Here is a 25470-nt window from a genome sequence, read left to right as displayed (position 1 = left end):
GCACGTGGTGCGGATTTTTGTTGCGCGCCCCCCTTGCCATCGGCCCTCGTGGGCTTCACGAAAGATTGTTATGAACGATCCATTGGCAAATCTTCCCGGCTATGTGCTGCGCCGGGCCTCCTCGGCGGCGCTGGCCGGGCTTAACCGGCGCCTGTCGGCGCTTTCGCTGCGCCATGTCGATGCCAGCCTGTTGATGCTGCTGAACGGCCAACCGGGCATCACCCAGAGCGAGGCGGGGCGCATCCTTGATATTCAGCGGGCCAATATGGTGCCGATCGTCTCGCGGCTTGAGGCGAAGGGGTTGATCGATCGTCAACGGGTCGATGGGCGCTCGCAGGGGCTTTATCTGAGCGCCGAGGGGGAGGCGCTGCATACGCAGGTCCTCACCGTGATCGACGCTTATGAGCAGACGCTGATGGAAGGCGTGCCCGCGCCTTTGCGCAAACAGGCGATGGCGGTTCTGCATGCCTTTTGGCAATCGGCAGAAGCCGCCATCGAGAGCGATTAACCCATAATCCACTGCGCCAGCGCGGCGATGCAGTCGCGGCCCAATTGCGCGCTGCGTTCCGGGCTCCACCCCTGATCGGGGCAGGGCAGGTCATTGTGGTCCTTGAACGGCATTTCCAGCGTCATCGCCACCGCGCCAAACCGCTCGGCGATCTGGTTGGTGGCCATGGTCAGATTGCCCCGGCCTGCAGGCGCGATGGGGTAGCCCGCCCTGGTCTGGAAATCGGGCGTCTGGGCGTCAAGGATCGCCAGATAGCGATGGTATGACGCCAGTTGCGCCTGCGTGATGCCGGGGATGCCCTCGAAACCGGCGATGAAGACATGTGGGATCGCCTCGTCGCCATGCACGTCCATGCACAGGGCGACGCCGGTCTCATCCATCGCATTGCGGATGGCCAGCACTTCGGGGCTGCGATCAGGGCGCGGATCGTGCCATTCGCGGTTGAGGTTCACGCCCGCCGCATTGGTGCGCAAATGCCCCCGGCGCGAGCCATCGGGATTGGCGTTGGGCACAACATGCACGGTCGCCTTCTCCCGCAGCAAACGCCCATGCGGATTGGCCGGATCGGTCAGAGCATCGAGCGCCCCTTCCATCCACCATTGCGCCATGCTCTCGCCCGGATGCTGGCGGGCCTGAAGCCAGATCTGCACCGGCCCGTCGCCCATGGTCAGGCAGTCGATGGGCTGGCCATCGAGGCTTTGCCCAAGGCGGCGATAGATCACGCCCGGCTCGGCGGCCAGTTGCGCGATCAGGTCGTGGTGGCGCTCCATTGAATAGGGCGCGAAATAGGCGAACCAGCAGATCTCGCTTTCGGGCGAATAGGTGATGGTCAGCGTGCCGTTTTCGGTGTGCGGGTCCCATGCTGTATCGGCGCGGCCCCAATAGTCGCGGTCCTCCGACACACAGGCCCGGTAGCCTTCCCAACCGCCCGGATAGGCGGCCGCGTTCAGCCCGGTGATGCGCAGCACCAGTTCGCGCCCAGCCGCGCCCGAAACGCGGAAATGGAACCATTGGAAAAAATCGCTGTGCGCATCGCGGCGGATGGCCAGCGTGGCGGTGGCGCCATGGATGGCGCGCACCTCGATATTGCCCGAATCAAAGGCGGAGTCGATGTGGATGGCAAATTCGCTCATGGGTGTACTCTATGGAACGCGGATGGTTTCGCCCGATTGGCCGGGAAAGCCGGAAAACAGCGCCTGTGCCAGCTTGGGCGCGGCCAGTTGGGTTTGCGCCAAAGGCGACGTGCTGGACACGGTAAAGCTGGCGCGGCCCTCCCACAGGGCCTTGCCGCTGGCGCGATCGCGGATCACGGCGATAAGGTCGGTGGCCGTTTGCTGGCCCGAGGCGGTGCGGATGGGGATCGAGATGCCCACGCCCGCGCCGCTGCCGTAATTGCTGCCCGATGCGCCAAGGCTGACCCCCACCGGGCTGCGGCTTTCGGTCAGCGCGGTGCGGACCAGACGGATCGCGGCGATCTGATCGGCGCTGTCGGGCGGGGCGGCGGTATAGCCAAGGGCGGCCAGTTGGGCTTCGACCGCGATCTGATAGGATTGCAATTCGAGGCTGGAGCCATCCATGCCGGGGCCGGGCACCACCGCAATCGTGCCATGCCCCAGCGGCGAGGCATCGGCGACATGGAAGCGCGAAACTTCGACCGGGCCGACCGGCACGGCGCAGGCGGAAAGCAGCAACAGCGGCGCAAGTGAACTGATAAGGCGCATCATGGGACCGGTGGTGGCCCCATGCGCGCGATCATGCAAGAGGCGAATCAGCGTGCCGCCAACGAGGAGGAGGGGAAGCGCTCGAACAGGGCGCCGGCAAGGCGGACCGAGACGGCATCGTCGCTGGCCGCCTTGGTGCCCTCGCGCGTGGCGATGCGGGCGCGGGCCTCATACAATGCCTTGCCCGAGACGCGGTCGCGGATGCGGATTTCCATATTGGTCATCACCAGCGCGCCGCGCGGCTTGGTGGCGTCATAGGCCAGCGACAGGCCCATCATCGACCCGCGATTGGACACGCCCATCGTCGCGCTGCCCGAGATCGGATTGCGCTTTTCCTCGGCGGGCTCAAGCTGGTCGCGCACCACGGTGATCTCGACGATCTGGCCGCCTTCGCCATCGGGGCCTGTTGTGTCATAGCCCGCCTTGGCCAGTTGATCGACAACGGCGGCCTCGAAGGTGGCCTGTTCGCGGTCGGACGCGGTGGTGCCGGGCATCGTGCGCAAGGTGACGCGGCCATGGCCCAGCGCAGGAATGGCGCCATCGGCCAGAAACCTTTCGGCATCCACCCGGCCCTCGCGGTCATCGCGCGGGGCCGAAGCGCGTCCGTAACCGCCAAACCCGCCATAACCGCCGCCCCATCCCCCCATTCCGCCCCAGCCGGGCTGGGCATGGGCAGGTGCGGACAGAGCCAGAATGGCAAGCAGGGCAGCGGGGATCTTTCCGGAAATGGTCGGCTTCATGGCGTTGTGCAACTTTCTGTGCGGCAATGGCGGTGTTTCTGTGCCCCTTGGGCCTCAGGCTAGGTGGTCATAGCTTGCCCGATGATGAACCTGATGCGCGATGGATATGCGAAATTGTCGCAGGATTGCGATGAAAATGGCGCATAATTTAATCCCATGTCCAATAGATCATGCTAGAGACGGCAACCATGACAGACGCAACGATTGGAAAGCTTCCCGTCCTTGTCACCGGCGGGGCGGGTTATATTGGCAGCCATGCCGTGCTGGCGTTGAAGGACGCAGGGTGGAAAGTGGCGGTGGTGGACAATCTGGTCACCGGCTTCCGCTTCGCCGTGCCCGATGGCGTCGCCTTTTATCAGGGCGATATTGCCGATGGCGAATTGATCGCGCGAATCATCGCCGAACAGGGAATCGGCGCCATCATGCATTTTGCCGGATCGGTCGTTGTGCCCGAATCGGTGGAAAACCCTCTGAAATATTATCACAATAACACCGCCAAGAGCCGCGCCCTGATCGAGGCGGCGGTGACGGGTGGCGTCAAGCATTTCATCTTCAGCTCGACCGCAGCCACCTATGGCATTCCCGAGGTTTCGCCCGTCAACGAGGATATGCCCAAGGTCCCGATCAACCCCTATGGCATGTCCAAGCTGATGACGGAGATCATGCTCAAGGATGTCGCGGCGGCCCATCCGATGAATTATTGCGCGCTGCGTTATTTTAACGTGGCCGGGGCGGACCCGGATGCGCGCACCGGGCAATCAACGGCGGGCGCGACCCACCTGATCAAGGTGGCGGTTGAGGCGGCGCTGGGCAAGCGTGAGAGCGTGGGCGTGTTCGGCACCGATTTCTCCACGCCCGACGGCACCGGCGTGCGCGACTACATCCACGTTTCGGATCTGGCCAATGCCCATGTGCTGGCGCTGGAGGCGTTGGTTGAGCAGCCGCAGCGCTCACTGACGATGAATGCCGGTTATGGGCGCGGTTTCTCGGTGCTGGACGTGCTGGACGCGGTGGACCGGGCGACCAATCGCACCATCAAGCGCGTGATGCAGCCGCGCCGCGCGGGCGACCCCGATTCGCTGATTTCCGACAATGCCCGCATCAAGGCCACTGTGCCTTGGGTGCCGCGCTATGCTGATCTTGATGTAATTGTGGGCCATGCCTTGGCGTGGGAACGTAAGCTGACGGAAATTCGCGGCGAAGGTTGACTTTGCCACCCACGCAGCCTATCGGCGCGGTTCAATTTTCGGCCCGGTCGGTTCGGGCAAAGGGATTTGTCATGAAGATTCGCAACAGCCTCAAGTCGCTGAAGGACCGTCACCGGGATAACCGCGTGATCCGCCGTCGCGGCCGCACCTATGTCATCAACAAGACCCAAAAGCGTTTCAAGGCTCGTCAGGGCTAATTGATACGCGGTCGGCATTGGGTTCCCTTGGGTTCCCTGCCTGCCACGGGTAAGCTTGCAAGCCCGCCACCGCCCAGCGCGATGGCGGGCTTGCTGCGTCTGGTCCCTGTGTTGCGTGTTTTGGCGCGAATCAGGGCGAATCGGAGAAGGTGATGAGCGAGAAGCAGCCGCATGTGGTGGTGTTCGATATTGGCCGGGTGTTGGTCAAATGGCGAATCGCGGGCCTGTATGAAAAACTGATCCCCGAGGCGGACCGGCTCGAATGGTTCCTGCGCGAAGTGGTCAGCGAGGAGTGGCATGCCCAGCATGACGCGGGCAAACCCTTTGCCGAAATGATCGAGGAACTGGCGCAGGAATATCCCGAAGAGCGCGAATTGATCGAACTCTATGCGCCGCGCTGGCTGGAATGCGTGCCCGGCCCCATCGAGGGGACTCACGACATTGTGCGGGCGCTCGATGCGCGGGGTGTGCCGCTCTATTCGATCACCAATTTCGGCGTGGACGCATGGGCGATGTTCCGCCCGACCTTCCCGGTCCTCGATCATTTTCGCGACATCGTGGTTTCGGGGCATGAGCGCATGATCAAGCCCGATGCGGCGATCTTCGGCCTCGCCGCGCAGCGTTTCGGCCATGCGCCGGGCGAGATGTTCTTCATCGACGACAATGCCGACAATATCGCGGCCGCGCGCGCGCTGGGCTGGCATGTGCATCATTTCGTGGATGGGGCTGAGGCGTTGGAGGCGGATTTGCGGGGGCGGGGGTTGTTGTAAGGTTTTGCCTCCGGCGGGCAAAGGGCGGGGGCCCTTTGCAATCCCGTTAATGGGGTGGTGGATGGTTGGGGGCGGCGTGTTTGCCCTGCGTGTTTTAAAGCCTGCGGCGCTAAGAGGTCATCCCTGTCCGCGCCGCAGGCTTTTAAAATTCCAAGGCTGCGTCCGACACTCTTCGGCCAAACCATAAGCGCAACAAAGACAGTAACGGGAGCGCGAGGGTCTAGACCCTCGCATCTTTCCCCCTTTAACCTTGCTCCCATGCTTCTCCGATTCGCTCTCTTCGCCGCGTTGATCGCCACGCCCGCCTATGCCGCCCCCGTGCGCAAGGCCCCGCCCAAACCGGTCGTGGCGAAGGAAGTTCCGCCCCAGCCATTGCACGATACCGAGACTGTGGTGATGACCACTGATCTTGGCACCATCACGCTGGAACTGGACGGCAAGCATGCCCCGATCAGCACTGCCAATTTCATGCGTTATGTTGATAACAAGCGCTTTGACGGGGTCGTATTTTATCGCGCGATGCATCTGAAGTGGGGCGAGCAGCCCAATGGCCTGATTCAGGCGGGCACGCGCGGCGATCCGCGCAAGACCTTCCCGCCCATCGCCCATGAGCCGACCAACCAGACCGGCGTGCTGCACAAGGCGGGGGCGATTTCGCTGGCGCGTCTGGCGCCGGGCACGGCAACGGGGGATTTCTCAATCCTGCTGTCCGATATTGACGGGCTGGACGCCAATCCGCAATCCACCGACCCGGAGGCGCAGGCCGGCTATGCCGCCTTTGGCCATGTGGTGTCGGGCATGGATGTGGTGCGCAAGATTTGGGATCAGCCGGTCGATCCGGAAGCGGGCGAGGGCTTTATGAAGGGGCAGATGCTGGCCCAGCCGGTCAAGGTTATCAGCGTGCGGCGCGTGGTTGCGCCCTGATTGGATCAGTCCTCGATCTCCTGCTCGTGCACCGGATGCGATTTTCCGCCCATGCCAAAGGTGCGCGCCCAGTCGCGCGCCCATTTGTCGCGATGGAGCCGTTTGATCGGCGCGCCGCAATGGATGCAATGGCCGATATAGTGATCGCTGGACGAGCGCCTGACCTTGCGGCGATTCGGGGCGTGCGAAAACAGGAGGCAACGGATTAAACCAAATGGTTTCATGCGTTTGGCAAACTTTCCCAAAACTGCTGAATTAATCCAGCATTAATAACCTTATCTTCGCTCTGCAACCTTTGCCACAAAACCTCCTGAAGGGTGACAGAACCTTAATCCCCGATCACGCGCGGGGCGGCTGGCGGCGATAGGACAGCGCCTCGGCCACATGCGCGCGCGAGACACTTTGCGCGCCCGCCAGATCGGCGATGGTGCGCGCCACGCGGCGGATTCGCGTATAGCCGCGCGCGGTCAGGTTCATTGCCTCGGCGGCGCGAATCAGCAATTTCATGCCCTCGCCATCGGGCGTGGCAAAGCGGTCGAGCGATTCGCCATCCAGATCGGCGTTGCTGCGCATGCGTGAGCCGTGGAGGCGCTCGGTCTGCACCCTGCGCGCGGCATTCACGCGGGCGGCCACCTGCGCGCTGCTCTCGGCGGCCGAGGGCAGGGCAAGATCGAAGGCGCACACCGCCTCTACCTCGACATGCAGGTCGATGCGGTCGAGCAGCGGGCCGGAAACCTTGCTCTGATAATCCCCCGCGCAGCGCGGCGCGCGCGAACAGGCCAGCCCCGCATCGCCCAGATGGCCGCAGCGGCAGGGGTTCATCGCCGCGATCAACTGGACTCGCGCTGGAAAGGTGACATGGGCATTGGCGCGGGCGACGGTGACCTCGCCGGTTTCCAAAGGCTGGCGCAGCGAATCGAGTACGCCGCGCTGGAATTCGGGCAATTCGTCGAGGAACAGCACACCCAGATGCGCCATCGACACTTCGCCGGGGCGCACGCGCAACCCGCCGCCGGTCATCGCGGCCATGCTGGCCGAATGGTGGGGGCTGCGGAAGGGGCGGGCGCGGCTGATTCGTCCGCCTTCCAGCGTTCCGGCGACCGAGGCGATCATCGAGACTTCGAGCGCCTCGGCGGGCGTCAGTTCGGGCAGGATGCCGGGTAGGCAGGAGGCCATCAGCGATTTGCCCGCGCCGGGCGGCCCGATCATCAGCAGATTGTGTCCGCCCGCCGCCGCAATTTCCAGGGCCCGCCGCGCTGTTTCCTGCCCTTTGACCTGGCGCAGATCCGGCCCTGGTATGGTTGCCGCACTTTGGCCTGGGGAGGGGGGGGAGAGTGCCTGCGTGCCCTTGAGATGGGCCAGCAGGCTGGCCAGATCGGGCGCGGCGACTATGGGGATGCCTGCGGCCCAGCTTGCCTCGGAACCTTGCGCGGCGGGGCAGATCAGGCCCAGCTCATGCTCGCTGGCATGGAGCGCGGCCAGCAGCACGCCGGGCGAGCCGACGATCCGCCCATCGAGCGACAATTCGCCCACCGCCAGAAAATCGCTCGCCTGCTCGGCATCGAGCACCCCCATCGCGGCCAGCAGCGCCAGCGCAATGGGCAGGTCGTAATGCGAGCCTTCCTTGGGCAGATCGGCGGGTGACATATTGATGGTGATCCGCTTGGGCGGCAGTGCAAGCCCCATCGCGGTCAGCGCGGCCTGCACCCGCTGGCGGCTTTCATTCACCGCCTTGTCGGGCAGGCCGACCAAGGTAAAGCCCGGCAATCCGGGGGCGAGCTGGCACTGCACCTCGACGGCGCGCGCCTCCAGCCCCAGATAGGCCACCGTCCGGACCAGCGCGACCATGTGCAAATTCCCCGTCTGACTTCCCCTTTCCAAGTATTTGTGCGTAAAGTCAGACTTGTCGAGGGGAAAAGCGCGGGGGCGATTCCCTTGTGCCGAATCCCTTGACTCAGAGGCCCAGTTCCCATAGTGGCGCCGCTTCACATCCCATCGGCATCGGTGGGCTGGCCATCTTTATCCGCGCTGCACAGCGCCGAACATTGTTTGAGGGTTTAGACCATGAAGCGCACTTTCCAGCCCAGCCGGCTCGTCCGCGCCCGCCGTCACGGCTTCCGCGCCCGCACCGCCACGGTCGGCGGCCGCAAGGTGCTGCGCGCCCGTCGTGCGCGCGGCCGCAAGAATCTGTCGGCCTGATGATCTGGCCCGGTGGGGAGCAATCCCCGCGCCGGGCCGGTTCGCTTGAACGCCGGGGCTGATCGGTGGCAGGCGAAAACATCGTGACAGATGACGCAATGGGGTCGGAGGCATTGCCTTCGGCCCATTGTGCGTTTGCGGAAGATCGTAGTGTTGCGCCCAAGCTGCGCATCATGACCAAGCGTTCGGATTTCCTTGCCGCGAACAAGGGTTTGCGCGTGGCGCGGGCCGGGTTCGTGCTGCTGGTTTTGCCGCATGCCGCGCCTGACGCGGGCGATATTCGCCGTTTTGGCATCACCGTTACCAAGAAGATCGGCAATGCCGTGGTGCGCAACCGGATGAAGCGCCGGTTTCGCGCGCTGGTGCGTGAGATCCTGCCCGAACATGGGCTGGCGGGGCACGATCATGTGCTGATCGGCCGCGAGGGCGGGGTGGAGCGCGATTTCGCGCTGCTGCGCAAGGAATTGCTGGTCGCGCTCGACCGGGCCAGAGCGGGCAAAGGCGATCCGCCGCGCGGGGCCAAAGGCGGCAGGGGCGGTGGCAAGCCTCACCACGGCCGCGGCAAAGGCCCGCGCCCCGCTCCTGAGTCTCCTCAAACGTGAAATATGTGCTGATCTTCATCGCCCGTCTGTGGCAATGGGGACCGTCGGCCATGATGCCGCCCACCTGCCGCTATTCGCCATCCTGCTCGGCCTATGCGATCGAGGCCTTGCAAAAACATGGCGCGATTAAGGGTGGATGGTTGACGGTGAAGCGTCTATTGCGCTGCCATCCATGGGGCGGTCATGGCTATGACCCCGTCCCTTGAACCTGTAATTTTGACCAATGTATTGGGGAAATATGCGTGAGTAACCAGCGCAATCTGATTATTGCCATGCTGCTGACCGGGCTGTTGCTGTTCGGCTGGGATGCGGGCCTGCGCTATTTCTATCCCGACATGGGCAAGAAGCCGGCGGCGGTGGCATCGGCCGCGCCGACCCCTGCGGCCAGCGCCAAGCCGACCCGCGAAGGCGGCCTTGGCAGCGTGGTGGATCAGGCGATTGAGGCCAAGGCGCTCAACGCGGATCTTAACGCCGGTGGCCGCGTCAAGGTGGAAGCGCCGGGCCTGTCGGGCTCGATCAATCTGGTGGGCGCGGTGGTCGATGATCTGTCGATCAATCGTCACAAGCAGACCATCGACAAGGACAGCGCGCCGGTTCGCCTGTTCAGCCCCGCCGGGACCCCCGCCGAACATTTCGCGCAGGTGGGCTGGGTCGGTCAGGGCGTGGCCACGCCTAATGGCACGACCGTCTGGGCCGCGCCTGCCGGGGCCAAGCTGACGCCGCAGACGCCGGTGACGCTGAGCTGGGCCAACACCACGGGCCAGACCTATACCATCACCTTCAGCATTGACGATGATTACATGATCACCGCCAAGCAGGCCGTGCAGAACGCCAGCCCTGCGCCGGTGAGCGTGCAGCCCTTTGGTCTTATCCGCCGCACCGAAAAGACCGCCAGCGTCGATTCGTGGAACATCCACTCGGGCCCCTTTGGCGCCTATGATGAAGCGGTCAACTTTGGCGTCAATTACAAGGATGTCGCCGAAAAGGGTCAGGTCAATCCTGATGGCAAGACCAACTGGATCGGCTTTACCGACATCTATTGGATGAGCGTGCTTGTGCCCGAAGCGGTGCCTGCCACGGGCGATTATCGCAGCCTTGGCAATCAGCTCTTCCGTGCCGACCTGATCTATCAGCCGCAGGTGGTGGCCCCCGGCCAGACCGCGCTGCGCTCCACCCGTCTGTTTGCTGGCGCCAAGGAAAGCCTGCTGCTCGACAAGTATGAGGCCCAGGGCGTGACCCGCTTCAGTCTCGCTATCGACTGGGGCTGGTTCCGCTGGTTTGAAAAGCCGATCTTCTGGCTGCTGCGTTCGCTGTTTAAGTTCGTCGGCAATTTCGGCGTGGCGATCATCCTGCTGACCGTCATCGTGCGCGGCATCATGTTCCCTGTGGCCCAGCGCCAGTTCGCCAGCATGGCGGCGATGAAGGCGATCCAGCCCAAGATGAAGTCGCTGCAGGAGCGCTATAAGGACGACAAGCAGAAGCTTCAGGAAGAAACCATGAAGCTGTACAAGGAAGAGGGCGTCAACCCGCTTGCCGGTTGCTTGCCGATCTTCCTGCAGATCCCGGTGTTCTTTGCGCTGTATAAGGTGCTGATGGTGTCGATCGACATGCGTCACCAGCCTTTCGCGCTGTGGATCCACGATCTGTCTGCGCCCGATCCCAAGCATATCCTCAACCTGTTCGGCCTGCTGCCCTTCGATCCGCCCAGCTTCCTGGCGATCGGCGTGCTGGCGGTCATTCTGGGCATCACCATGTGGCTTCAGTTCAAGCTGCAACCGGCCGCCCCCGATCCCGCGCAGCAGCAGGTGATGGGCATCATGCCGTGGATGATGATGTTCATCATGGCGCCCTTTGCCTCGGGCCTGCTGGTTTACTGGATCACCTCGAACCTTCTGACCATTGCTCAGCAGAAGTATCTGTACGCACGGCATCCTGACTTGAAGAAGAATGTCGATAAGGAGCGCGCCGTGGTCGAAGCCGCGACGCATAAGAAAAAGTGACTGAAGAACAGAACCTTGAATTGATCGAGCGCGCCCGGAAAGTGTTTTCCGGGCGCATCGACTTCCTGCTTTCGGCGCCCTCGCTGAAATTTTTGCCCGATCCGGCGGTGGCGGAAATCGCCTTTGCGGGGCGTTCGAATGTGGGCAAAAGCTCGCTCTTGAACGCGATCACCGGGCGCAAGTCGCTGGCGCGCACCTCGGTCACGCCGGGGCGCACGCAGGAGCTGAACTTCTTCGACGTGGGCGGGACGATGGGCGAATTGCCCGATTTCCGTCTGGTCGACATGCCCGGCTATGGCTTTGCCAAGGCCCCGCCCAAGGTGGTGGAGCAGTGGAAGAAGCTGGTGCGCGATTTCCTGCGCGGGCGTGTGGTGTTGAAGCGCGCGCTGGTGCTGATCGACAGCCGTCATGGGGTGAAGCCGCCCGATCTGGAAATGATGGAAATGCTCGATGGAGCGGCGCTGTCCTATCGCCTCGTGCTGACCAAGGCGGACAAGGTCAAGGCCAGCGAGCTGGACGAGGTCTATGCCAAGGTTGTGGCCGAGGCGCGCAAGCATTCGGCGGCCTATCCCGAGGTGATGATCACCAGCAGCGAGACGGGGCTGGGCATTGCCGAGATCCGCGCGGCGGTGCTGGGGGATGCCGAGCTTTAAGCTTTACGGCTGTCACATTCCACCGCTAACATCGGGGTAAGTTTGTCTCAAGTGAGGTCGCTTACCCCCATGACTCGCAAAAAGTTTCGCAAAAGTTTGAAGCTTCTGGCCGCCGGTGTGGCGGCATTGGGCCTGTCCGTATCGACCCCCGCGCTGGCATGGGGCGATCTGGGCCATCGCACGATCGCCAATATCGCACTGGCCAATGTTTCGCCCAAGACCAAGGCGGCGATCGCTGCGCTGCTGACGGCGCAGAAAGGGCTGGGGACGGCCAAATGCCCGGTGCATTCGCTGGGCGACGCGGCGACATGGCCCGATTGCCTGCGCAGCGAGAGCTGGCGCTGGGGCCACACCTTCCCCTGGCATTACCATGATGGCGACATCACCGCGCCCGCCTTTGACATGAAGGCCAATTGCAGCGGCGGCCAATGCGCCACGTTCCAGATCACCCGCTTTGAACGCATTCTGGCCGACAAGAGCCTGCCGGTCGCCCAACGCCTCGAAGCGCTTGCTTTCCTCAGCCATATCGTGGGCGACCTGCATCAGCCGCTCCATGCTGCCGAACATGCCCATGACGCGGGCGGCAATGGCGTCACGGTCACCAACCTGCCGGGCGAACCCTATATCATCAACACCACCCCGCCCACGGTGGTGAACCCCAAGCCGGGCACGCTCAACCTGCATTGGATGTGGGACAATTTCCTTGTCATCCGCGCGCAGAAGGCGGGCAAGCTGCCCGAGATCCGCGCCTATGATGCGGCGGACCGTGCGCAGATCGCCACCGGCGGCATTGCCGACTGGGCTCAGGAAAGCTGGCAGATCGCCCATGACACGGTTTACCCGCAGGCCTTCGGCCATGTGGTGAGCGCCGAGGAAAAGACCTCGAAGGATGTGACCATCAGCGACGAGGCCATCGCGCAGGACATTCCCATCGTCAGCCAGCGCCTGCTTCAGGGCGGGCTGCGTCTGGCCAAGGTGCTGGACGAAACGCTGGGCAGCTAAAGCGCCGAACCGGCCAGCCAGAGCGCAATGCCCAGCATGATCAGCGCCATCACGCGCCGGATCTTTTGCATCCGGCGCGGGTTGCTGATCAGGCCATGCGCTTTGGCCCCGCCCGCCACAATGGCCAGATGGACCGCTGTTGCCAGCCCCACGCTGATCGCGGCAAAGCCCATGGCCTGTGGGATCGACGGCGCCGCGCCGCCAAGGAAAGGCGGGACCACCACGACAAAGAACAGCAGCGCCTTGGGGTTGAACAGATTGACCAGCAGGCCCGAGACGAAATGGCGCCCCGCGCCCTGCGGCTCCGTTGCCTTGGCTACCATGTCCGCTTCGCGCCACGCCTGCCATGCCAGCCAGAGCATCAGCGCCACACCGGCCCAGCGCAACCCCGATTGCAGACCGGGCCGAACGCTGAGCAATTCGACCAGCCCCAGCGCCGCCAGCATCGCATTGAGCGCCAGTCCGATCCCGATCCCGGCCGTCGCCACCCATCCGGCGCGCCGCCCCTCGGCCAGGCTGAGCGCGGCAAGCCATGCCATATTCGGCCCCGGCGTCAGCTCGATCACCAGCACGGCGATGGCAAATTCAAACCAGTTGATCGTCATGGCCGTGCCCCGCGCCGCGCATCAATCCGCAAAGGGTGTGCCGTCGCGGTGGAGAAAACGGTCGTCTTCAAAGATCATGTCGATGTCGCTGTAGCCGCCTGCGGTGCGCGGGCCTGCCGACAGGGCGAGGAAGGTGCAGTCCTCTTCGCTCTCATTAATCAGATGATGGCCATTGGCCACGCCCGCCGGAAAGACTGCCAGATCGCCCGCCCGCATGATGCTGCGCGCGCCATCCTCGACCAGCACCGCCTCGCCGCTCAGCATCACGACCATCTCGTCCTCGCCGTCGTGCCAGTGGCGCTGGGACGACCACGCGCCGGGTTTGAGCACGACATGGCTGGCCCCCAGATGGGCAAGCCCGGCCAGCGGGGCAAGGCGGCTGTACCATCGCCCCGCGACCTGTCGCGCATGTTCGGGCGGATAGCCGGTGCGGTTGGTATGGGCGAGCGAGGCAAGGTCGATCCGTGGCATGGGCGCAGGATAGGGCGGGCAGGGGTTGGCGGCAAGCCGGATGGGCCAAACTCCACTTGCCCTTGGCCATGCATTTGCTAGGCGAGGGGCATGAATGACATGGTGAAGAGCGAGTTGGTCCGGCCCGGCGCCGGTGTGGCCGAATTGGCCGAGGCCCTGATTGCCTGCCCCAGCGTGACGCCCGCGACGGGGCTGGTGTTCGATTGTCTTGAGGAAATGCTGGTGCCGCTGGGCTTTGCCATCCACCGCGCGGTGGTGGGCGAGGCGCCCGACGGGCCGGTGGAAAACCTGTTCGCGATCCGCACCGGACCCGAGGGCAGCCGCCATTTCGCCTATGCAGGCCATGTCGATGTCGTCCCGCCGGGCGAGGGGTGGAGCAGCGCGCCTTTTGCGCCCGAACGCCGGGGAGAGCTGCTCTATGGTCGCGGCGCGGTGGATATGAAGGGCTCGGTTGCCGCCTTCATCGCCGCCCTGCGCGATATTCCGCGCGAGGCAGGCACGATCAGCCTGATCATCACCGGCGATGAGGAAGGCGCGGCGACCTTCGGCACGGTCAAGATCATCGAGCATATGCGCGAGGCCGGGATCAATCCCGACCTGATCCTTGTGGGTGAGCCCACCAGCGTCAACCGCCTTGGCGACATGATCAAGGTCGGGCGGCGCGGCAGCGTCAATATGTGGATCGAGGTCGAGGGCCAACAGGGCCATGTCGCCTATCCGCATCTGGCCGACAATCCGATCACGCGGCTGGTGGCGATGCTGTCGGAACTGAAGGCGATCAAGCTGGATGAGGGGACCGACTGGTTCCAGCCGAGCAATCTGGAAGTGACCGATATCGCCTGCGGCAATCCGGCCACCAATGTCATCCCGCAAAAGGCCAGCGCGCGCATCTCGATCCGTTTCAACGATCTGCACACGGGCGAAAGCCTGTCAAAGCTGGTGCGTGAGATCGGCGCCAAGCATGGCGCATCCGTGCGTCCGGTGATCTCGGGCGAGGCTTTCCTGACCCCGCCGGGCGAGTTTTCGGCCATCGTGGTCGATGCGATCCGCGCCGAAACCGGGCTGGACACCGAAATTTCCACCAGCGGCGGCACGTCGGACGCGCGCTTCCTCAAAGCTTTGGCCCCGGTCATCGAATTTGGCCTGTGCAACGCCACGATGCATAAGAAGGACGAGGCGGTTGCGATTCCCGATCTTGAGGCGCTCTCGCGGATCTATGCCCGCATCGCCATCGCCGGTCTTAAACGCGCCTGATACGCTATCCGGCCCAATTGCCCGCACACGCGGGGATTGGTAGCCGGATTTTTTCTTTCGGAGTTTTTCCAAGATGCGCCAGCGTCTGACGCAATTCCTGATTCTGGGCCTGATTCTGGGCATAGGCTTGGGCTATGTCCTGCATTCGTCCTATGATCCGGCCGATCCCTTGCTGGCGGCATGGGCCGATTATCTGAAACTGCTGCCCGATGTGTTCCTGCATCTGATCAAGATGATCATCGCGCCGCTGATCGCATCGACGATCATCACCGGCATTGCGGGCATGGGCGATTCGACCGCGCTGGGCCGCATCGGCGCCAAGGCGATGGCATGGTTCATCTCGGCCAGCTTCGTCTCGCTGCTGCTGGGCATGGTGCTGGTCAATTGGTGGCAGCCGGGCGTGGGCGTCAATGCCGTGGCCAGCGCCGGGGTCGATCTGGCCACCAAGGAGCTGACCGTTCGCCATTTCGTGCTGGAAATCTTCCCGACCAGCGCGATGGAGGCGATGGCCACCAACAATGTGCTCCAGATCCTGCTGTTCTCGGTGTTCTGCGGCGTGGCGCTCAGCGCGATTGGCGCCAAGGGCAAGATCATCGTCGAATTCGCCGAGGCGGTGGTGCAGATGATGCTGCAGGTCACCGGCTATGTGATGAGCGTCTCGCCCATCGCGGTGTTTGGCGCGGCGGCCTCGATCGTGGCGCAAAAGGGGCTGGGCATCATCGCCACCTATGGCGTGCTGGCGGGTGAATTCTATGCGGGTCTGGCCATCCTCTGGATCATCCTGATCGCGGCGGGCAGCCTGTTCCTGGGCAAGAAGATCTTCCTGCTGATGCGCTATGTTCGCGAGCCGGTGCTGATCACCTTCTCGACCGCGACCAGCGATGCATCCTTGCCCCGGATGTTCGAGGCGCTCGACCGCTTTGGCGTGCCGCGCCGCGTGTCGGGCTTCGTGCTGCCGCTGGGCTATGCGTTCAACCTCGACGGGTCGATGATGTACACCAGCTTCGCCTCGCTCTTTATCGCGCAGGCTTATGGCATCCATCTCAGCTTTCAGCAGCAGATCCTGATGCTCCTGACGCTGATGGTCTCGTCCAAGGGCATCGCGGGCGTGCCGCGCGCCAGCCTCGTCGTCATCGCCGCCACGCTCAATCAGTTCCACGTGCCGGTCGAGGGCGTGGCGCTGTTGCTGGGCATCGACACGTTCCTCGACATGGGCCGTTCGGGCACCAGCGTTTTCGGCAATGCCGTGGCCACCGCCGTCGTCTGCCGCGCCGAGGGCATGTTGCAGCCGCCGCTCGATCCCGATGCGCCGCTGCCCGAGGCGCCGCATGATACGGCCGAGCATGGGCGCAAGGGGTTGCATCTGGAGGGGTAGGTTTGGGGGTTTTGCCTCCGGCGGGCAAAGGGCGGGGGCCCTTTGCAATCCCGTTAATGGGATGGTGGGCCGGATAGGATGCGGTGAATTTAAAGCCTGCGGCGCGGTGAGGTTATGCCTGCCCGCGCCGCAGGCTTTAAAATTCTAAGGCCGCGTCTGACACTTAAACGCCGAACCCTATGCGCACGCAGACAGTAACGGGAGCGCGAGGGTCCAGACCCTCGCATCATCATTTCTTCTTTTTCTCCAAAACCTTATCCTTAAACCCGCACAGATCCACCACCGGACACCGCCAGCATTCCGGCGTCCGCGCCTTGCAGATGTATCGCCCGTGCAGGATCAGCCAATGATGCGCGCCCACGCGAAAAGGCTTGGGAGTTTTCTTCTCAAGGCTGCGCTCGACAACATTTACATTCTTGCCCTTGGCCAACCCGGTGCGGTTGCCCACGCGGAAGATATGCGTGTCCACAGCAAAGGTCTCGGCCCCAAAGGCGCAGTTGAGCACCACATTGGCCGTCTTGCGCCCCACGCCGGGCAGCTTGACCAACTCGTCACGGTCGGCAGGGACTTCGCCCCCATGCTCGCGCACGAGGATCTCGGCCATGGCCATCACGTTCTTCGCCTTGGAGTTGAACAGGCCAATGGTCTTGATGTGATCCTTCAACCCCTCTTCGCCAAGGTCCAGCATGTCCTGCGGCGTCTTGACGATCTCGAACAGCGCCCGTGTCGCCTTGTTCACCCCCACATCGGTAGCCTGCGCGGAAAGCGTCACCGCCACCAGCAACTGATACGTATTGCCGAACTCCAGCTCGGTCTGCGGGTCCGGGTTGGCCTCGGCAAGGCGGCGGTAGAATTCGAAGATGTCGGCGGTTTTCATGGGGCGGGGTATGGAGGGAATGGCGTTTTGGGGCAAGATGCCTCCGGCGGGCAAAGGGACTCGTCCCTTTGCAATCCCGTTATGGGGTGGCGTTTGATCCGCCAGAATAGGGGAAATTGGATGTTTTAAAGCCTGCGGCGCGGCGAACTTACGCCAAAAGCACCGCAGGCTTTAAAATGCAAATGCCGCGCCCGACACCCAATGCCGCACCCGATCCACAACAAAGACATTACCGGGATTGCCAAGGGATGAGTCCCTTGGCCCGCCGGAGGCCCCTACAAACCTTAAAGCCCCAACACTTCCCGCATCCCATACCGGCCCGCCGGGCGCCCAGCCAGCCAGAGCGCCCCCTTGACGGCACCGCGCGCAAAGATCCCGCGGTTTTCGGCAATATGGCTCAAAGACAGGCGCTCGTTATCGGCCAGGAAATGGACCGTATGATCCCCCGCCACGCTGCCCCCGCGCAAAGCTGCAAAGCCAATTGTGCCGGATTCGCGCGCGCCGGTGATGCCATCGCGCCCGCGCACGGCCACGTTGGACAGGCCGACCTCGCGCCCGCGCGCGGCGGCCTCGCCAAGGAGCAGCGCTGTGCCCGAGGGGGCATCCACCTTCATCCGGTGGTGGGTTTCGATGATCTCGATGTCCCAGTCCTCGCCAAGGCGCTTGGCCGCTTCCTCGACAAGGAAGGCCAGCATGTTGACGCCCAGCGAGGTATTGCCGGTTTGCAGCACGGCGATTTTGTCGGCTGCCTGATCGATCAGCCAGTGGTGGCGTTCCTCAAGGCCGGTGGTGCCGATAAGGATCGGCACGCCCGCCGCGATGGCCGCATCCAGATTGCCTTCGAGCGCGGAGGGCGAGGAGAAGTCGATCAGCACATCCGATGCGGCGGCCAGCGGGGCAACATCCTCGTCCCGGTCCACGCCGCCGGCCAGTTCGTGTCCGGCATCGGCAATGGCCTGCGCGATGGCGCGGCCCATACGTCCGCCGCTGCCGATAATTCCCAGTCTGGTCATGGGGTAAATTCCTTTCGGCGCGCTTCATGGGCGAGGCGCGCCGGAATCGCAATTCCCCAAATCGCAATTACCAAAGCACTCCTTCGGCATCCACGGTGATCGGCGCGGGCGCGCTTTCGCCAAGGCCCTGCAACAGATCAATCTCAATCGTGCGGCACATTGTGTCGAGCGGCAGATCGTGGCGCGTATTGGCAAAGGGATCGACCAGATCATCGCCAATCGCCAGCACCGCCATGAACATCATCCCCGCCACGGTGGACCCCAGAGGCGTGGCAGGCCCCAGCGCCTCGACCAAACCAAAGGGCAGCAGGACGCAGAACAGATGGGTGAAATAGGTGGGGAACAGCCGGAATTGCGAGGGCAGGGGCGTGTTCTTCAACCGCTCCATCCCGCCCTGCGCATTGGCGATGTCGACCAGAACCCGCTCGATCTGGGTCTGCTGCATCGAATCGATGATGCCGTTGGCGCGGGCCTGCGCCACCTGCGCGCCGGTCGCATCCAGCAGGCCGTTGGCGGTATTGGCCCGGCTCAAGGCCGCATCGGCCTCGGCGGCGGGGATATAGGGCAGGGTGTCGCCCGTCATCGGCAGGCGACGCAACTGGCAGCGCAGCGCGTTCACATAGGCGATCTGGCGCAGCACGATGGCGCGCGCCATGGCCTGCCCCTGCGCCCCGGTCATGAAATTGCGTGATGCGCGCGCAAGGTTGCGGCTGGCATTGATCATCAGCCCCCACAGGCCGCGCCCTTCCCACCAGCGCTGATAGGCCGAGGTCGAGCGGAAGCCGAGAATCAGCGCCAGCACGCTGCCGAACAGGGTCAGCGGCAGGCCGGGTGCCGGAAAAGGCACCACGTAATAGGTGATCGTGACGATCACATCCCAGACGAAGAGCAGGACCAACGGCGTCTTGATCTGCCGGGCGATGCTGCGAAGGGTATGGGGCGTATGGATGATCATGGCGCGGATCAGTGTCCTGAATTGCTCTGGGGCGTGGTCTGGGCGGCGTGATACAGGGCGAGCGAGGAGCCCGAGGCCGGGCGCAGTTCGAACCATTCGGGTCGCCCGATGGCTATCATAAATATCAGCAGTGCCAAACAAAAGGCGACCAGTTCAAACCGCCCGCGAAACTGGCTGCGCGGCTGGCCCGGCGTGGTGGGCTGGGTGGCGCTCAGCGGTCGGTGGCGGATCGGGCGCGGGCCGGGGGGCGTGCGCGGCTGAAAGCGGCGAAAGGGATTGGACGAGGGCATGGGAGACTCCATGATTGAAAGCATTGATCAGAAGGACAATCTGGGGGGCGAGCCTATCTGTTGAATGGCCGTTTCGTTACAAATCTTTGCTGCGATGCGGCATTTCGTTGTGCGGTGCATCATGAGCGGCAAATGGATCACCGGCTTGGCCTTGGCGCCGCTTTGGGGCATAGGGGAAGGCATGGAAATGACAGGCAATATCGTGATCCTGACCGGGGCGGGATGCAGCGCGGAAAGCGGGATCGACACGTTTCGCGATGCCAATGACGGCAGGGGCGGATTGTGGGAACAGCACCGGGTCGAGCAAGCATATAGGGTTGCACACTAAATTTTTCTGACAAGAAGATGCCAAAGAAATCAACGACCACTAGCTGAACATGCGGGGCATGATCCTATGAGCGTACCTTGCAACATTGTGATTCTGACTGGGGCGGGGTGTAGCGCTGAAAGCGGCATTGACACATTTCGCGACGGTGGGGGGCTTTGGGAGCAACACCGCGTAGAAGATGTCGCAACACCGGAGGCGTACGAACGCGATCCCGATCTTGTTCTACGTTTTTATGATATGCGACGTGCCGCAATCCAGACGAAAAAACCAAATGCCGCCCATCACGCGCTGGCCCGTTTGGAGCGGGAATGGTGGCAGGGACAGCGTGGAAATGTGACGCTGATTACTCAGAACGTCGATGATCTGCATGACCGCGCCGGATCGAAAAACCTGATCCATATGCACGGTGAGCATCTTTCGGCATGGTGTGGTGCTTGTGATGCGCGCCATCACTGGAACGATATGCTGATAGACAGGCCAGCGTGTCCCGCTTGCGGCGCGAGAGCATTGCGCCCAGATATAGTATGGTTCGGTGAAATGCCCTATCGCATGGATGAGATCCACGATGCGCTACGCCAATGCGATATATTCGTGTCTATAGGTACGTCGGGAGCGGTCTATCCTGCGGCGGGCTTTGTCCGGCTGGCGCGGGAAATGGGTGCCCATTGCCTCGAACTCAATCTGGAGCGAAGCCAAGGTTCGGCATGGTTCCATGAAAGCCGCTTTGGTGCTGCTACGAAAATTGTTAGCGAATGGGTTGCTGACAAACTGGCCAACTGATGAGTAGGCCAAATTTACCCAGCGAGCTTCCCTGAGCACCAGTTTTGTGCTGGTATATACGCTGGGGCAAAAGAGCCGGGGTTGGCGCTCATTGGGGCTCGTAGGGCAATTTGCTCAATGTTGGCTTCGGAGATCAACTTTGCCGCCTATTTTAGGCCGCCAGCTTTTGAATGCAGAACCAACATGACGTCCAAGCACATGTGGGGAGGTGGTGCGATGCTCGTCAATTTTCATTCATTTGCGGGCGTGAGAATATGGCTGTCGAGCGCTTGCCAAAGGGCGAGTGCAAGAAAGCTGCGATAGGGTGCCGCAAGTTCATGCCCTAACGGATCGCCGCCGCAGTATCGAGCTTCTACCAATTCCAGCGCTCGGATAAGGCTACCGTCCGAAAGGGGGAACAAATCAGGATGTCCGAATTCAAATATGCCCAGCATAGCTGCTGACCAGTCCCCAAGCCCCCACACCTCTTTCACATCCTTTTGAAGAGCTGGATAATCCAATCGCCGCCATTTTTCAAAACAGTCCGCGTCGTCCCGGACCATTTGCGAGATTATGCCAATTGTCTTCGCTTTTCGTCCACTGACACCCGCCGTTCGCAAATCATCCAGCGGTAAATCTTGCAAACTAAGGCCCCGCTGATTTGCTTTATCATTAAGGCGAGCCATAATCGTGCGGGCTGCTGACAAAGACAGCATTTGCCCAACAACGATCCGAACCAGTGATCCCGCGACTGGCAAGATTGACGGATCCGGCAACGCGACTTCCCCTGTCGCATCAAACAACCAATTTAGTTGCGGAAATTGTTTGCGAAGGTGCTTGTAAGCTGAACGCCGCGTGTCACGGCTTGACAGTGGTGACGTAGGATCAGACATCTGCCTAGTTTCACCAAAGAAAGCTCACTGGGCAATGACAAAATATCTCAGCACGATTGAAATCCCCAGTTCAATTGTCACACCCATCGACAGCGCGGTTCGGTTCCCTGAGATACTGGAGCAAAGCTATGCGCGGTATGAAGCCGACATCGCGTTCTTCCACGAGCTGATTCGAACCTCCACCAGCAGCGCCGAATTGCTCGACCGCATCCGTTCGCCCAAAGTCCACAAAGACACCCGCATGTCGCTGCTTAAGATGTTCAGGCGTTGCGTCGCACCTGTCATCGACACGGAGATGAGTAAAAAGATCACTAAGGTAACAACCAAAGAGCTGGTCAACAGTTATGGGGCAACGTTCAAGCCCATCGAGAAGCTACAAGAGCAGTTCTCCAATCTGCGCCCCGGCGATTTTGAGACCCTTGCTGCTCTGGTAGGCGAATACGACACGCGAGGGCAATCAGGTTATGCTCTGACCGAGCAGTTCTTTGATTGGTTTGAAGCCGAGATGCCGGATGAGTTGTCGATCACCGGCCCACGTCGTGCTGGTCGCGATGTGGAACTCAGTAGCGTGTTTGCCGATTTCGTCGGTGGCTATCCCTGCGATTTTGTAATCCGCGCTGGGGATGACGTTCTTGCAGTTGGTTTCGCTCGCTATGATGCCACTCGGGGCGGTGCGCAATCGGATGACCGGACGGGTGGCAACTGGGCAAAGGTGGAAAAGGCTCGCCAGTATTGTCAAAATACTGGACGCTCGTTCCGCATTATTTTCCTCTCGGATGGCCCCGGCCTCACTCACAATGACACTTGGAGGGAAGCCTGCGACATTGATGGGGAATGGGATGGACGGGTCCGTGTGACGACGTTGAAATTGGCTCCAACGCGCGTCACACTTCGCTGGCTTTATGGCTGGCCAGAAACCAGCGCTGAGAAATCAGAGGTCGGCGAGGTCATTGATCTGCTCGCCAAAGCTAGCGAGTAGTTCACGGTCAACCAAGAACTCAAAGTCGCGCTCAGTTGCCTGTTGGGGTGACTGGGTGGCGACTGGGAGGTCTTGGAAGAGATCAAACGACTGATCTACCTTGGGCCGGTCAACGTAATCACCCATTGGCTTTACGCCGAAGCGCAGCCGATTGAGCGTGGCGCTCGCGGCGGTAAAGCTCTCGTCCATGCCAATGAAACGGCGGCCAAGATCGTCTGCCGCTGCCAGCGTGGTTCCCGAGCCGCAGAACGGATCTACTACTAGATCGCCCGGATTACTGCTTGCACCAACGATCATGCGAAGCATGTCGATGTTTTTTTCAGTGGGATAACCCGTGATGCCAATGCTCTGGTGGTGAGCATCGCGGAAGCAGTCCCATTGATCGGTGTAGGGGACGAGCTTGTCATCCCCTAGATAGACCTTGCGGCGCGGATTGCCGGTTTTGCTCCAATAGATTTGACCATCGGCATCCAATTCGTCCAGTTTTGAAGGTGCGTATTGCCAATGCTTTCCGGGTGGCGGGTTCATGCCCTTCCACGGCCTGCCTGTCTCACCATTGCGGGTTCCGGGGGCATGAACGGGAACCAACTTATAGCGACCTCGTGCATCGACCTTGGTGTATTCCTTGTTGATCCAGTCATCAGACGGCTTCTGTCCCGGCTGGTTCCACAGGTAATCATCTGACTTGGTATAGAACAGTAGATAGTCGTGGATGTTTGCATAGCTGTTGGAGGTGAAGTTCTTAGAACTGCACTTGCGCCGCGATATAATATTGCGGAAATTGCGCGGACCAAACACATCGTCCATGACCACTTTCAGATGCCCAAGCATTTGATGGCCTATGTGAATATAAATCGAGCCGTCATCAGCCAAGCATTCGCGCATTAGGATCAGGCGGCGGCGCATGAACTCAACATAACCAGCGGTAGAACGATTGTCGTCGTAAGCATGTTGCAAGCTGCGTGATTGAAAGCCCATGCCAGTGTTGTATGGTGGGTCGAGATATATAAGCCTTGCCTTATGGTCTGAGCGTGCAAGTGCAGAGAGACCCGCAAGGTTGTCACAGAGCGCGAAGCTGTTGGGTTTGAGCTGGACATCGTTCCAAGCCTGCTTTTGCCGCGCCGCGAATACAATTGGGATCGCTTCGAGGGCCTCAGCCTTGGTGATCCGATTGTCATAATCCAGAAAGGGTTCACTCAGGCCGCTTGGCAGGGGGTGAGGATCTCGGTGAGGAACATGCGCCGTGATCGCGTCCTCACTCAATTGTTCCCGTCCTGTAATCCCTGTTGCCACGCGTAGTTCTCCATTTTTTTGGTAACCAGTTGGCACCTGATTTATGACATCGGTGCGTGGAGGTAAAGGCAGGAAGGCTAAAGGTTATCCACAAATCTCATTGGCTTTGACAATATAAATCAGGATATCGGCTTTAGATTTTTTAGTGTGAAGGCTCACGTTGGGGATCGATCCTAATTCAACGGCTCGCCTAAACTTTCTTGAGAATGAGTTTACATTATCAATAAGGCGCCAATCTTCGCCACAAATTGCTGAAAGAGAATAAAATCCAGCAGGCAAGTCTTGCGCATTATTCGAAATACGATTGATCCAATCTTTATCTAAATCTGATAATTGCATCGCCGTTTCGTGTCCGTTTTCGCTATCAGATCAAGATTATCACACCCGACCGCTCGCCAATATGCATATAGGCTCAGTGTTAATCCGGCAAGAAACGCGCCCCAAGCGAATTTCAATCTGGCCCATCGAAGCGCCTAATTGCTGGACAGCTCAGTGGATCGCCACCCCACGCGGGATGCCACCACGCGACCGGCGATCCACGGCATCCCAAGTCTGCGGCCATGCGACCTTGCAGCGAGTGACCACGATATGCGCTTCGGCCATACCATATTTCACCAGCAGCATGAGTTGGCGGTAATGGAAATCGCCAATGTCCTCGACCTGAAATTTGCGCATCAATATTCCTCCGCCAGCATGACGGTCAGAACCCGTAAGACGGTTTCCGGGTCGGCTGGATCGGCTTCCTCAAACCCGTTGGCGGGCAGGTAGTCGATTTTCCAGATGATCCGGTGCTCGCCGAACGTCAGCGCCGCGCAGTCATGTTCGCCATGTGGGTCATTGTCTGGGGTGAAGGCATCGAAGCACCTGACCTCGGTGAGGATCAACAGCTTTTCGATGGCCGACAAGGCATCAAAGCCTGATGTCATGAAAAGCCGCCCACCCTTGCCGGAAAAGCGGACGACATCGTTGAGGCGGGCAATCTCTGCCCGCCTCTCTGCCTCGGCCATCAGGTGGATGCCTTCTTGGCGCGCGGCTTCAAAGCCGCCTTGCGGTCGGCAATTGCAGCCTTCAACTGCCCATCGAGTTCGCCAGCATTCACGGCCTCCATGACCGAGGTGATGATGGTGGGCAGGGCATTGCGTTCGGCCACCTCGACCGCGTTCATGCCCTTGGCAAATTCCAGCGGCTTCGCGCCGTAACGCAGTTGGAAGAACAACTTGCCCTGAGGATCGGCGAACCAGCCCTTGCTGACATGGCGCGGCGCATCCACGCGAACTTTCTCGCCCGCGTCATTGGTGCGCGTCACGCGCTTGGTGGCCTGAAAAGCCGTGCCGTCGATTTCGGCCTCGGCCAATGCCTTCTGTTCGGTGAGATAGGCCAGCAACTTGAGTAGCCCCTAGATTTCTGGACGCCTTCGATCCTAATTTTGAGGACAGGAGGCGATGATGGGAAAGCCCAATTTCAGTGATGAGTTCAAGCGTGATGCGGTGGCCCAGATCACCGAGCGCGGATATCCGGTAGCCGAAGTCTCCCAGCGGCTCGGTGTCAGTCAGCACTCGTTGTATGCGTGGAAGCGACAGCTGGGCCGGCAAGTGTCGGGCGACGCCAGCAAGGATGCCGAGATCCGCCAGTTGAAGCGCGAACTGGCCCGGGTGACCGAGGAGCGCGACATACTAAAAAAAGCCACCGCGTATTTCGCTCGAGATGCAAAGTGAGATACGCCTTCATTGCCGAGCATCGCGATCGTTTCTGCGTGCGGGGGGAGTGTCAGGAATTCCGTGTACGGGGCGGCGGTTGAACATCAGGCCGCCATGGCCCGAACGAAACGATCGCCGAAGAGAACAGCGAACTGAG

The 25470-nt window shown here is 61.5% G+C and carries 32 protein-coding genes and 1 pseudogene; 17 read left to right on the top strand and 16 right to left on the bottom strand.

Annotated features, from left to right (window positions below):
• Positions 1–70 precede the first annotated feature (70 nt).
• On the top strand, positions 71–508 hold the full coding sequence (locus tag GGR38_RS14465; RefSeq protein WP_183626753.1) for a MarR family winged helix-turn-helix transcriptional regulator: 438 nt from the start codon (positions 71–73) through the stop codon (positions 506–508).
• Here the strand turns inward: GGR38_RS14465 and GGR38_RS14460 are convergent.
• The 3 genes from GGR38_RS14460 to GGR38_RS14450 are packed head-to-tail and all read right to left on the bottom strand — an operon-like array spanning position 505 to position 2969.
• Positions 505–1641: a M14 family metallopeptidase gene (locus GGR38_RS14460; protein ID WP_183626751.1), complete on the bottom strand. Its 1137-nt coding sequence runs from the start codon at positions 1639–1641 to the stop codon at positions 505–507. The genes GGR38_RS14465 and GGR38_RS14460 overlap by 4 nt on opposite strands.
• A gap of 9 nt (positions 1642–1650) precedes the next feature.
• Positions 1651–2232 carry a DUF4136 domain-containing protein gene (locus GGR38_RS14455; protein ID WP_183626749.1) on the bottom strand — a complete coding sequence of 194 codons (582 nt, stop codon included), beginning with the start codon at positions 2230–2232 and terminating at the stop codon, positions 1651–1653.
• Positions 2233–2276: 44 nt separating this feature from the next.
• Positions 2277–2969, bottom strand: coding sequence for a DUF4136 domain-containing protein (locus tag GGR38_RS14450; protein WP_246404707.1), 693 nt, complete (start codon positions 2967–2969; stop codon positions 2277–2279).
• Between the two features lie 188 nt (positions 2970–3157).
• Here GGR38_RS14450 and galE point away from each other — a divergent pair, with 188 nt between their 5' ends.
• The 4 genes from galE to GGR38_RS14430 all read left to right on the top strand — a co-directional run bounded on the left by galE (position 3158) and on the right by GGR38_RS14430 (position 6068).
• Positions 3158–4177 carry a UDP-glucose 4-epimerase GalE gene (galE, locus tag GGR38_RS14445; RefSeq protein ID WP_183626746.1) on the top strand — a complete coding sequence of 340 codons (1020 nt, stop codon included), beginning with the start codon at positions 3158–3160 and terminating at the stop codon, positions 4175–4177.
• A 71-nt stretch (positions 4178–4248) separates the two neighbouring features.
• The gene (gene ykgO / locus GGR38_RS14440; protein WP_054122357.1) at positions 4249–4374 is read left to right on the top strand and encodes a type B 50S ribosomal protein L36; all 126 of its coding nucleotides are present in this window, start codon (positions 4249–4251) and stop codon (positions 4372–4374) included.
• 152 nt (positions 4375–4526) lie between these two features.
• Positions 4527–5144, top strand: coding sequence for an HAD family hydrolase (locus GGR38_RS14435; protein ID WP_183626745.1), 618 nt, complete (start codon positions 4527–4529; stop codon positions 5142–5144).
• 258 nt (positions 5145–5402) lie between these two features.
• Positions 5403–6068, top strand: coding sequence for a peptidylprolyl isomerase (locus GGR38_RS14430; RefSeq protein WP_183626743.1), 666 nt, complete (start codon positions 5403–5405; stop codon positions 6066–6068).
• A gap of 5 nt (positions 6069–6073) precedes the next feature.
• On the opposite strand, the gene GGR38_RS14425 is transcribed toward GGR38_RS14430, so the two are convergent.
• Positions 6074–6313 (bottom strand): hypothetical protein, encoded by a 240-nt coding sequence (locus GGR38_RS14425; RefSeq protein ID WP_183626741.1) that lies wholly within the window; start codon positions 6311–6313, stop codon positions 6074–6076.
• Positions 6314–6407: 94 nt separating this feature from the next.
• On the bottom strand, positions 6408–7916 hold the full coding sequence (locus GGR38_RS14420; RefSeq protein WP_183626739.1) for a YifB family Mg chelatase-like AAA ATPase: 1509 nt from the start codon (positions 7914–7916) through the stop codon (positions 6408–6410).
• Between the two features lie 216 nt (positions 7917–8132).
• Here GGR38_RS14420 and rpmH point away from each other — a divergent pair, with 216 nt between their 5' ends.
• The 6 genes from rpmH (at position 8133) to GGR38_RS14390 (ending at position 12524) form a co-directional block, all read left to right on the top strand.
• Entirely contained in the window at positions 8133–8267 is a 135-nt protein-coding gene (gene rpmH / locus GGR38_RS14415) for a 50S ribosomal protein L34 (RefSeq protein WP_018075531.1), read from the top strand.
• A 173-nt stretch (positions 8268–8440) separates the two neighbouring features.
• Entirely contained in the window at positions 8441–8869 is a 429-nt protein-coding gene (gene rnpA, locus GGR38_RS14410; protein ID WP_183626737.1) for a ribonuclease P protein component, read from the top strand.
• Positions 8866–9075, top strand: coding sequence for a membrane protein insertion efficiency factor YidD (yidD, locus tag GGR38_RS14405; RefSeq protein WP_168605015.1), 210 nt, complete (start codon positions 8866–8868; stop codon positions 9073–9075). The genes rnpA and yidD overlap by 4 nt, the downstream gene beginning before the upstream one ends.
• A 36-nt stretch (positions 9076–9111) precedes the next feature.
• On the top strand, positions 9112–10869 hold the full coding sequence (gene yidC, locus GGR38_RS14400; protein ID WP_183626735.1) for a membrane protein insertase YidC: 1758 nt from the start codon (positions 9112–9114) through the stop codon (positions 10867–10869).
• Positions 10866–11522, top strand: a complete 657-nt coding sequence (gene yihA / locus GGR38_RS14395; RefSeq protein WP_183626733.1) for a ribosome biogenesis GTP-binding protein YihA/YsxC — start codon at positions 10866–10868, stop codon at positions 11520–11522. The genes yidC and yihA overlap by 4 nt, the downstream gene beginning before the upstream one ends.
• Positions 11523–11618: 96 nt before the next feature.
• Complete coding sequence (locus GGR38_RS14390) at positions 11619–12524, top strand: S1/P1 nuclease (protein WP_246404704.1); 906 nt, start codon at positions 11619–11621, stop codon at positions 12522–12524.
• Here the strand turns inward: GGR38_RS14390 and GGR38_RS14385 are convergent.
• Both GGR38_RS14385 and GGR38_RS14380 read right to left on the bottom strand, forming a co-directional pair.
• Complete coding sequence (locus tag GGR38_RS14385) at positions 12521–13129, bottom strand: LysE family translocator (protein ID WP_183626730.1); 609 nt, start codon at positions 13127–13129, stop codon at positions 12521–12523. The genes GGR38_RS14390 and GGR38_RS14385 overlap by 4 nt on opposite strands.
• Positions 13130–13150: 21 nt before the next feature.
• Complete coding sequence (locus GGR38_RS14380; protein ID WP_183626728.1) at positions 13151–13600, bottom strand: cupin domain-containing protein; 450 nt, start codon at positions 13598–13600, stop codon at positions 13151–13153.
• A gap of 90 nt (positions 13601–13690) precedes the next feature.
• Here GGR38_RS14380 and dapE point away from each other — a divergent pair, with 90 nt between their 5' ends.
• Both dapE and GGR38_RS14370 read left to right on the top strand, forming a co-directional pair.
• Positions 13691–14854 (top strand): succinyl-diaminopimelate desuccinylase, encoded by a 1164-nt coding sequence (gene dapE / locus GGR38_RS14375; RefSeq protein WP_425497062.1) that lies wholly within the window; start codon positions 13691–13693, stop codon positions 14852–14854.
• 73 nt (positions 14855–14927) lie between these two features.
• On the top strand, positions 14928–16229 hold the full coding sequence (locus tag GGR38_RS14370) for a dicarboxylate/amino acid:cation symporter (protein WP_183626726.1): 1302 nt from the start codon (positions 14928–14930) through the stop codon (positions 16227–16229).
• Between the two features lie 229 nt (positions 16230–16458).
• Here the strand turns inward: GGR38_RS14370 and nth are convergent, their stop codons facing one another.
• From nth to GGR38_RS14350, 4 genes are all read right to left on the bottom strand, one after another.
• The gene (gene nth, locus GGR38_RS14365) at positions 16459–17106 is read right to left on the bottom strand and encodes an endonuclease III (RefSeq protein WP_183626724.1); all 648 of its coding nucleotides are present in this window, start codon (positions 17104–17106) and stop codon (positions 16459–16461) included.
• A gap of 284 nt (positions 17107–17390) precedes the next feature.
• Positions 17391–18119 carry a 4-hydroxy-tetrahydrodipicolinate reductase gene (gene dapB, locus GGR38_RS14360; protein ID WP_183626722.1) on the bottom strand — a complete coding sequence of 243 codons (729 nt, stop codon included), beginning with the start codon at positions 18117–18119 and terminating at the stop codon, positions 17391–17393.
• Positions 18120–18186: 67 nt separating this feature from the next.
• Positions 18187–19074: a bestrophin family protein gene (locus GGR38_RS14355; RefSeq protein WP_183626720.1), complete on the bottom strand. Its 888-nt coding sequence runs from the start codon at positions 19072–19074 to the stop codon at positions 18187–18189.
• 8 nt (positions 19075–19082) lie between these two features.
• A complete protein-coding gene (locus GGR38_RS14350; RefSeq protein WP_183627043.1) occupies positions 19083–19364 on the bottom strand; it encodes a hypothetical protein in 282 nt (93 codons plus the stop codon).
• A 121-nt stretch (positions 19365–19485) separates the two neighbouring features.
• Between GGR38_RS14350 and GGR38_RS24630 the strand changes: the two genes are divergently transcribed.
• Together GGR38_RS24630 and GGR38_RS14340 are read left to right on the top strand one after the other, a co-directional pair.
• On the top strand, positions 19486–19692 hold the full coding sequence (locus GGR38_RS24630) for a hypothetical protein (RefSeq protein ID WP_246404735.1): 207 nt from the start codon (positions 19486–19488) through the stop codon (positions 19690–19692).
• A 66-nt stretch (positions 19693–19758) separates the two neighbouring features.
• Positions 19759–20472: an NAD-dependent deacylase gene (locus GGR38_RS14340; RefSeq protein WP_183626718.1), complete on the top strand. Its 714-nt coding sequence runs from the start codon at positions 19759–19761 to the stop codon at positions 20470–20472.
• A 230-nt stretch (positions 20473–20702) separates the two neighbouring features.
• On the opposite strand, the gene GGR38_RS14335 is transcribed toward GGR38_RS14340, so the two are convergent.
• Positions 20703–21344 (bottom strand): DNA-3-methyladenine glycosylase family protein, encoded by a 642-nt coding sequence (locus GGR38_RS14335; RefSeq protein ID WP_183626716.1) that lies wholly within the window; start codon positions 21342–21344, stop codon positions 20703–20705.
• Positions 21345–21378: 34 nt separating this feature from the next.
• On the opposite strand from GGR38_RS14335, the gene GGR38_RS14330 reads away from it, so the two are divergent.
• On the top strand, positions 21379–22323 hold the full coding sequence (locus tag GGR38_RS14330) for a hypothetical protein (protein WP_183626714.1): 945 nt from the start codon (positions 21379–21381) through the stop codon (positions 22321–22323).
• Here the strand turns inward: GGR38_RS14330 and GGR38_RS14325 are convergent.
• The 4 genes from GGR38_RS14325 to GGR38_RS14310 all read right to left on the bottom strand — a co-directional run bounded on the left by GGR38_RS14325 (position 22276) and on the right by GGR38_RS14310 (position 25000).
• A complete protein-coding gene (locus tag GGR38_RS14325; RefSeq protein WP_183626712.1) occupies positions 22276–23616 on the bottom strand; it encodes a DNA methyltransferase in 1341 nt (446 codons plus the stop codon). The genes GGR38_RS14330 and GGR38_RS14325 overlap by 48 nt on opposite strands.
• Positions 23617–24105: 489 nt before the next feature.
• A complete protein-coding gene (locus tag GGR38_RS14320; RefSeq protein WP_183626710.1) occupies positions 24106–24291 on the bottom strand; it encodes a hypothetical protein in 186 nt (61 codons plus the stop codon).
• A complete protein-coding gene (locus GGR38_RS14315; RefSeq protein ID WP_183626708.1) occupies positions 24291–24623 on the bottom strand; it encodes a DUF3768 domain-containing protein in 333 nt (110 codons plus the stop codon). Before GGR38_RS14315 ends, GGR38_RS14320 begins: the two co-directional genes overlap by 1 nt.
• Positions 24623–25000, bottom strand: coding sequence for a hypothetical protein (locus tag GGR38_RS14310; protein ID WP_183626705.1), 378 nt, complete (start codon positions 24998–25000; stop codon positions 24623–24625). Before GGR38_RS14310 ends, GGR38_RS14315 begins: the two co-directional genes overlap by 1 nt.
• A 61-nt stretch (positions 25001–25061) precedes the next feature.
• Between GGR38_RS14310 and GGR38_RS14305 the strand changes: the two are divergent.
• A pseudogene (locus GGR38_RS14305) lies at positions 25062–25411 on the top strand (transposase); the annotation flags it as partial.
• Positions 25412–25470: the final 59 nt, after the last annotated feature.

This window comes from Novosphingobium sediminicola (assembly GCF_014196525.1).
Lineage (GTDB): Bacteria > Pseudomonadota > Alphaproteobacteria > Sphingomonadales > Sphingomonadaceae > Novosphingobium > Novosphingobium sediminicola.
The sequence above is the reverse complement of the archived record's forward strand: the minus strand, read 5'-3'. Positions and strand labels throughout refer to the sequence as shown.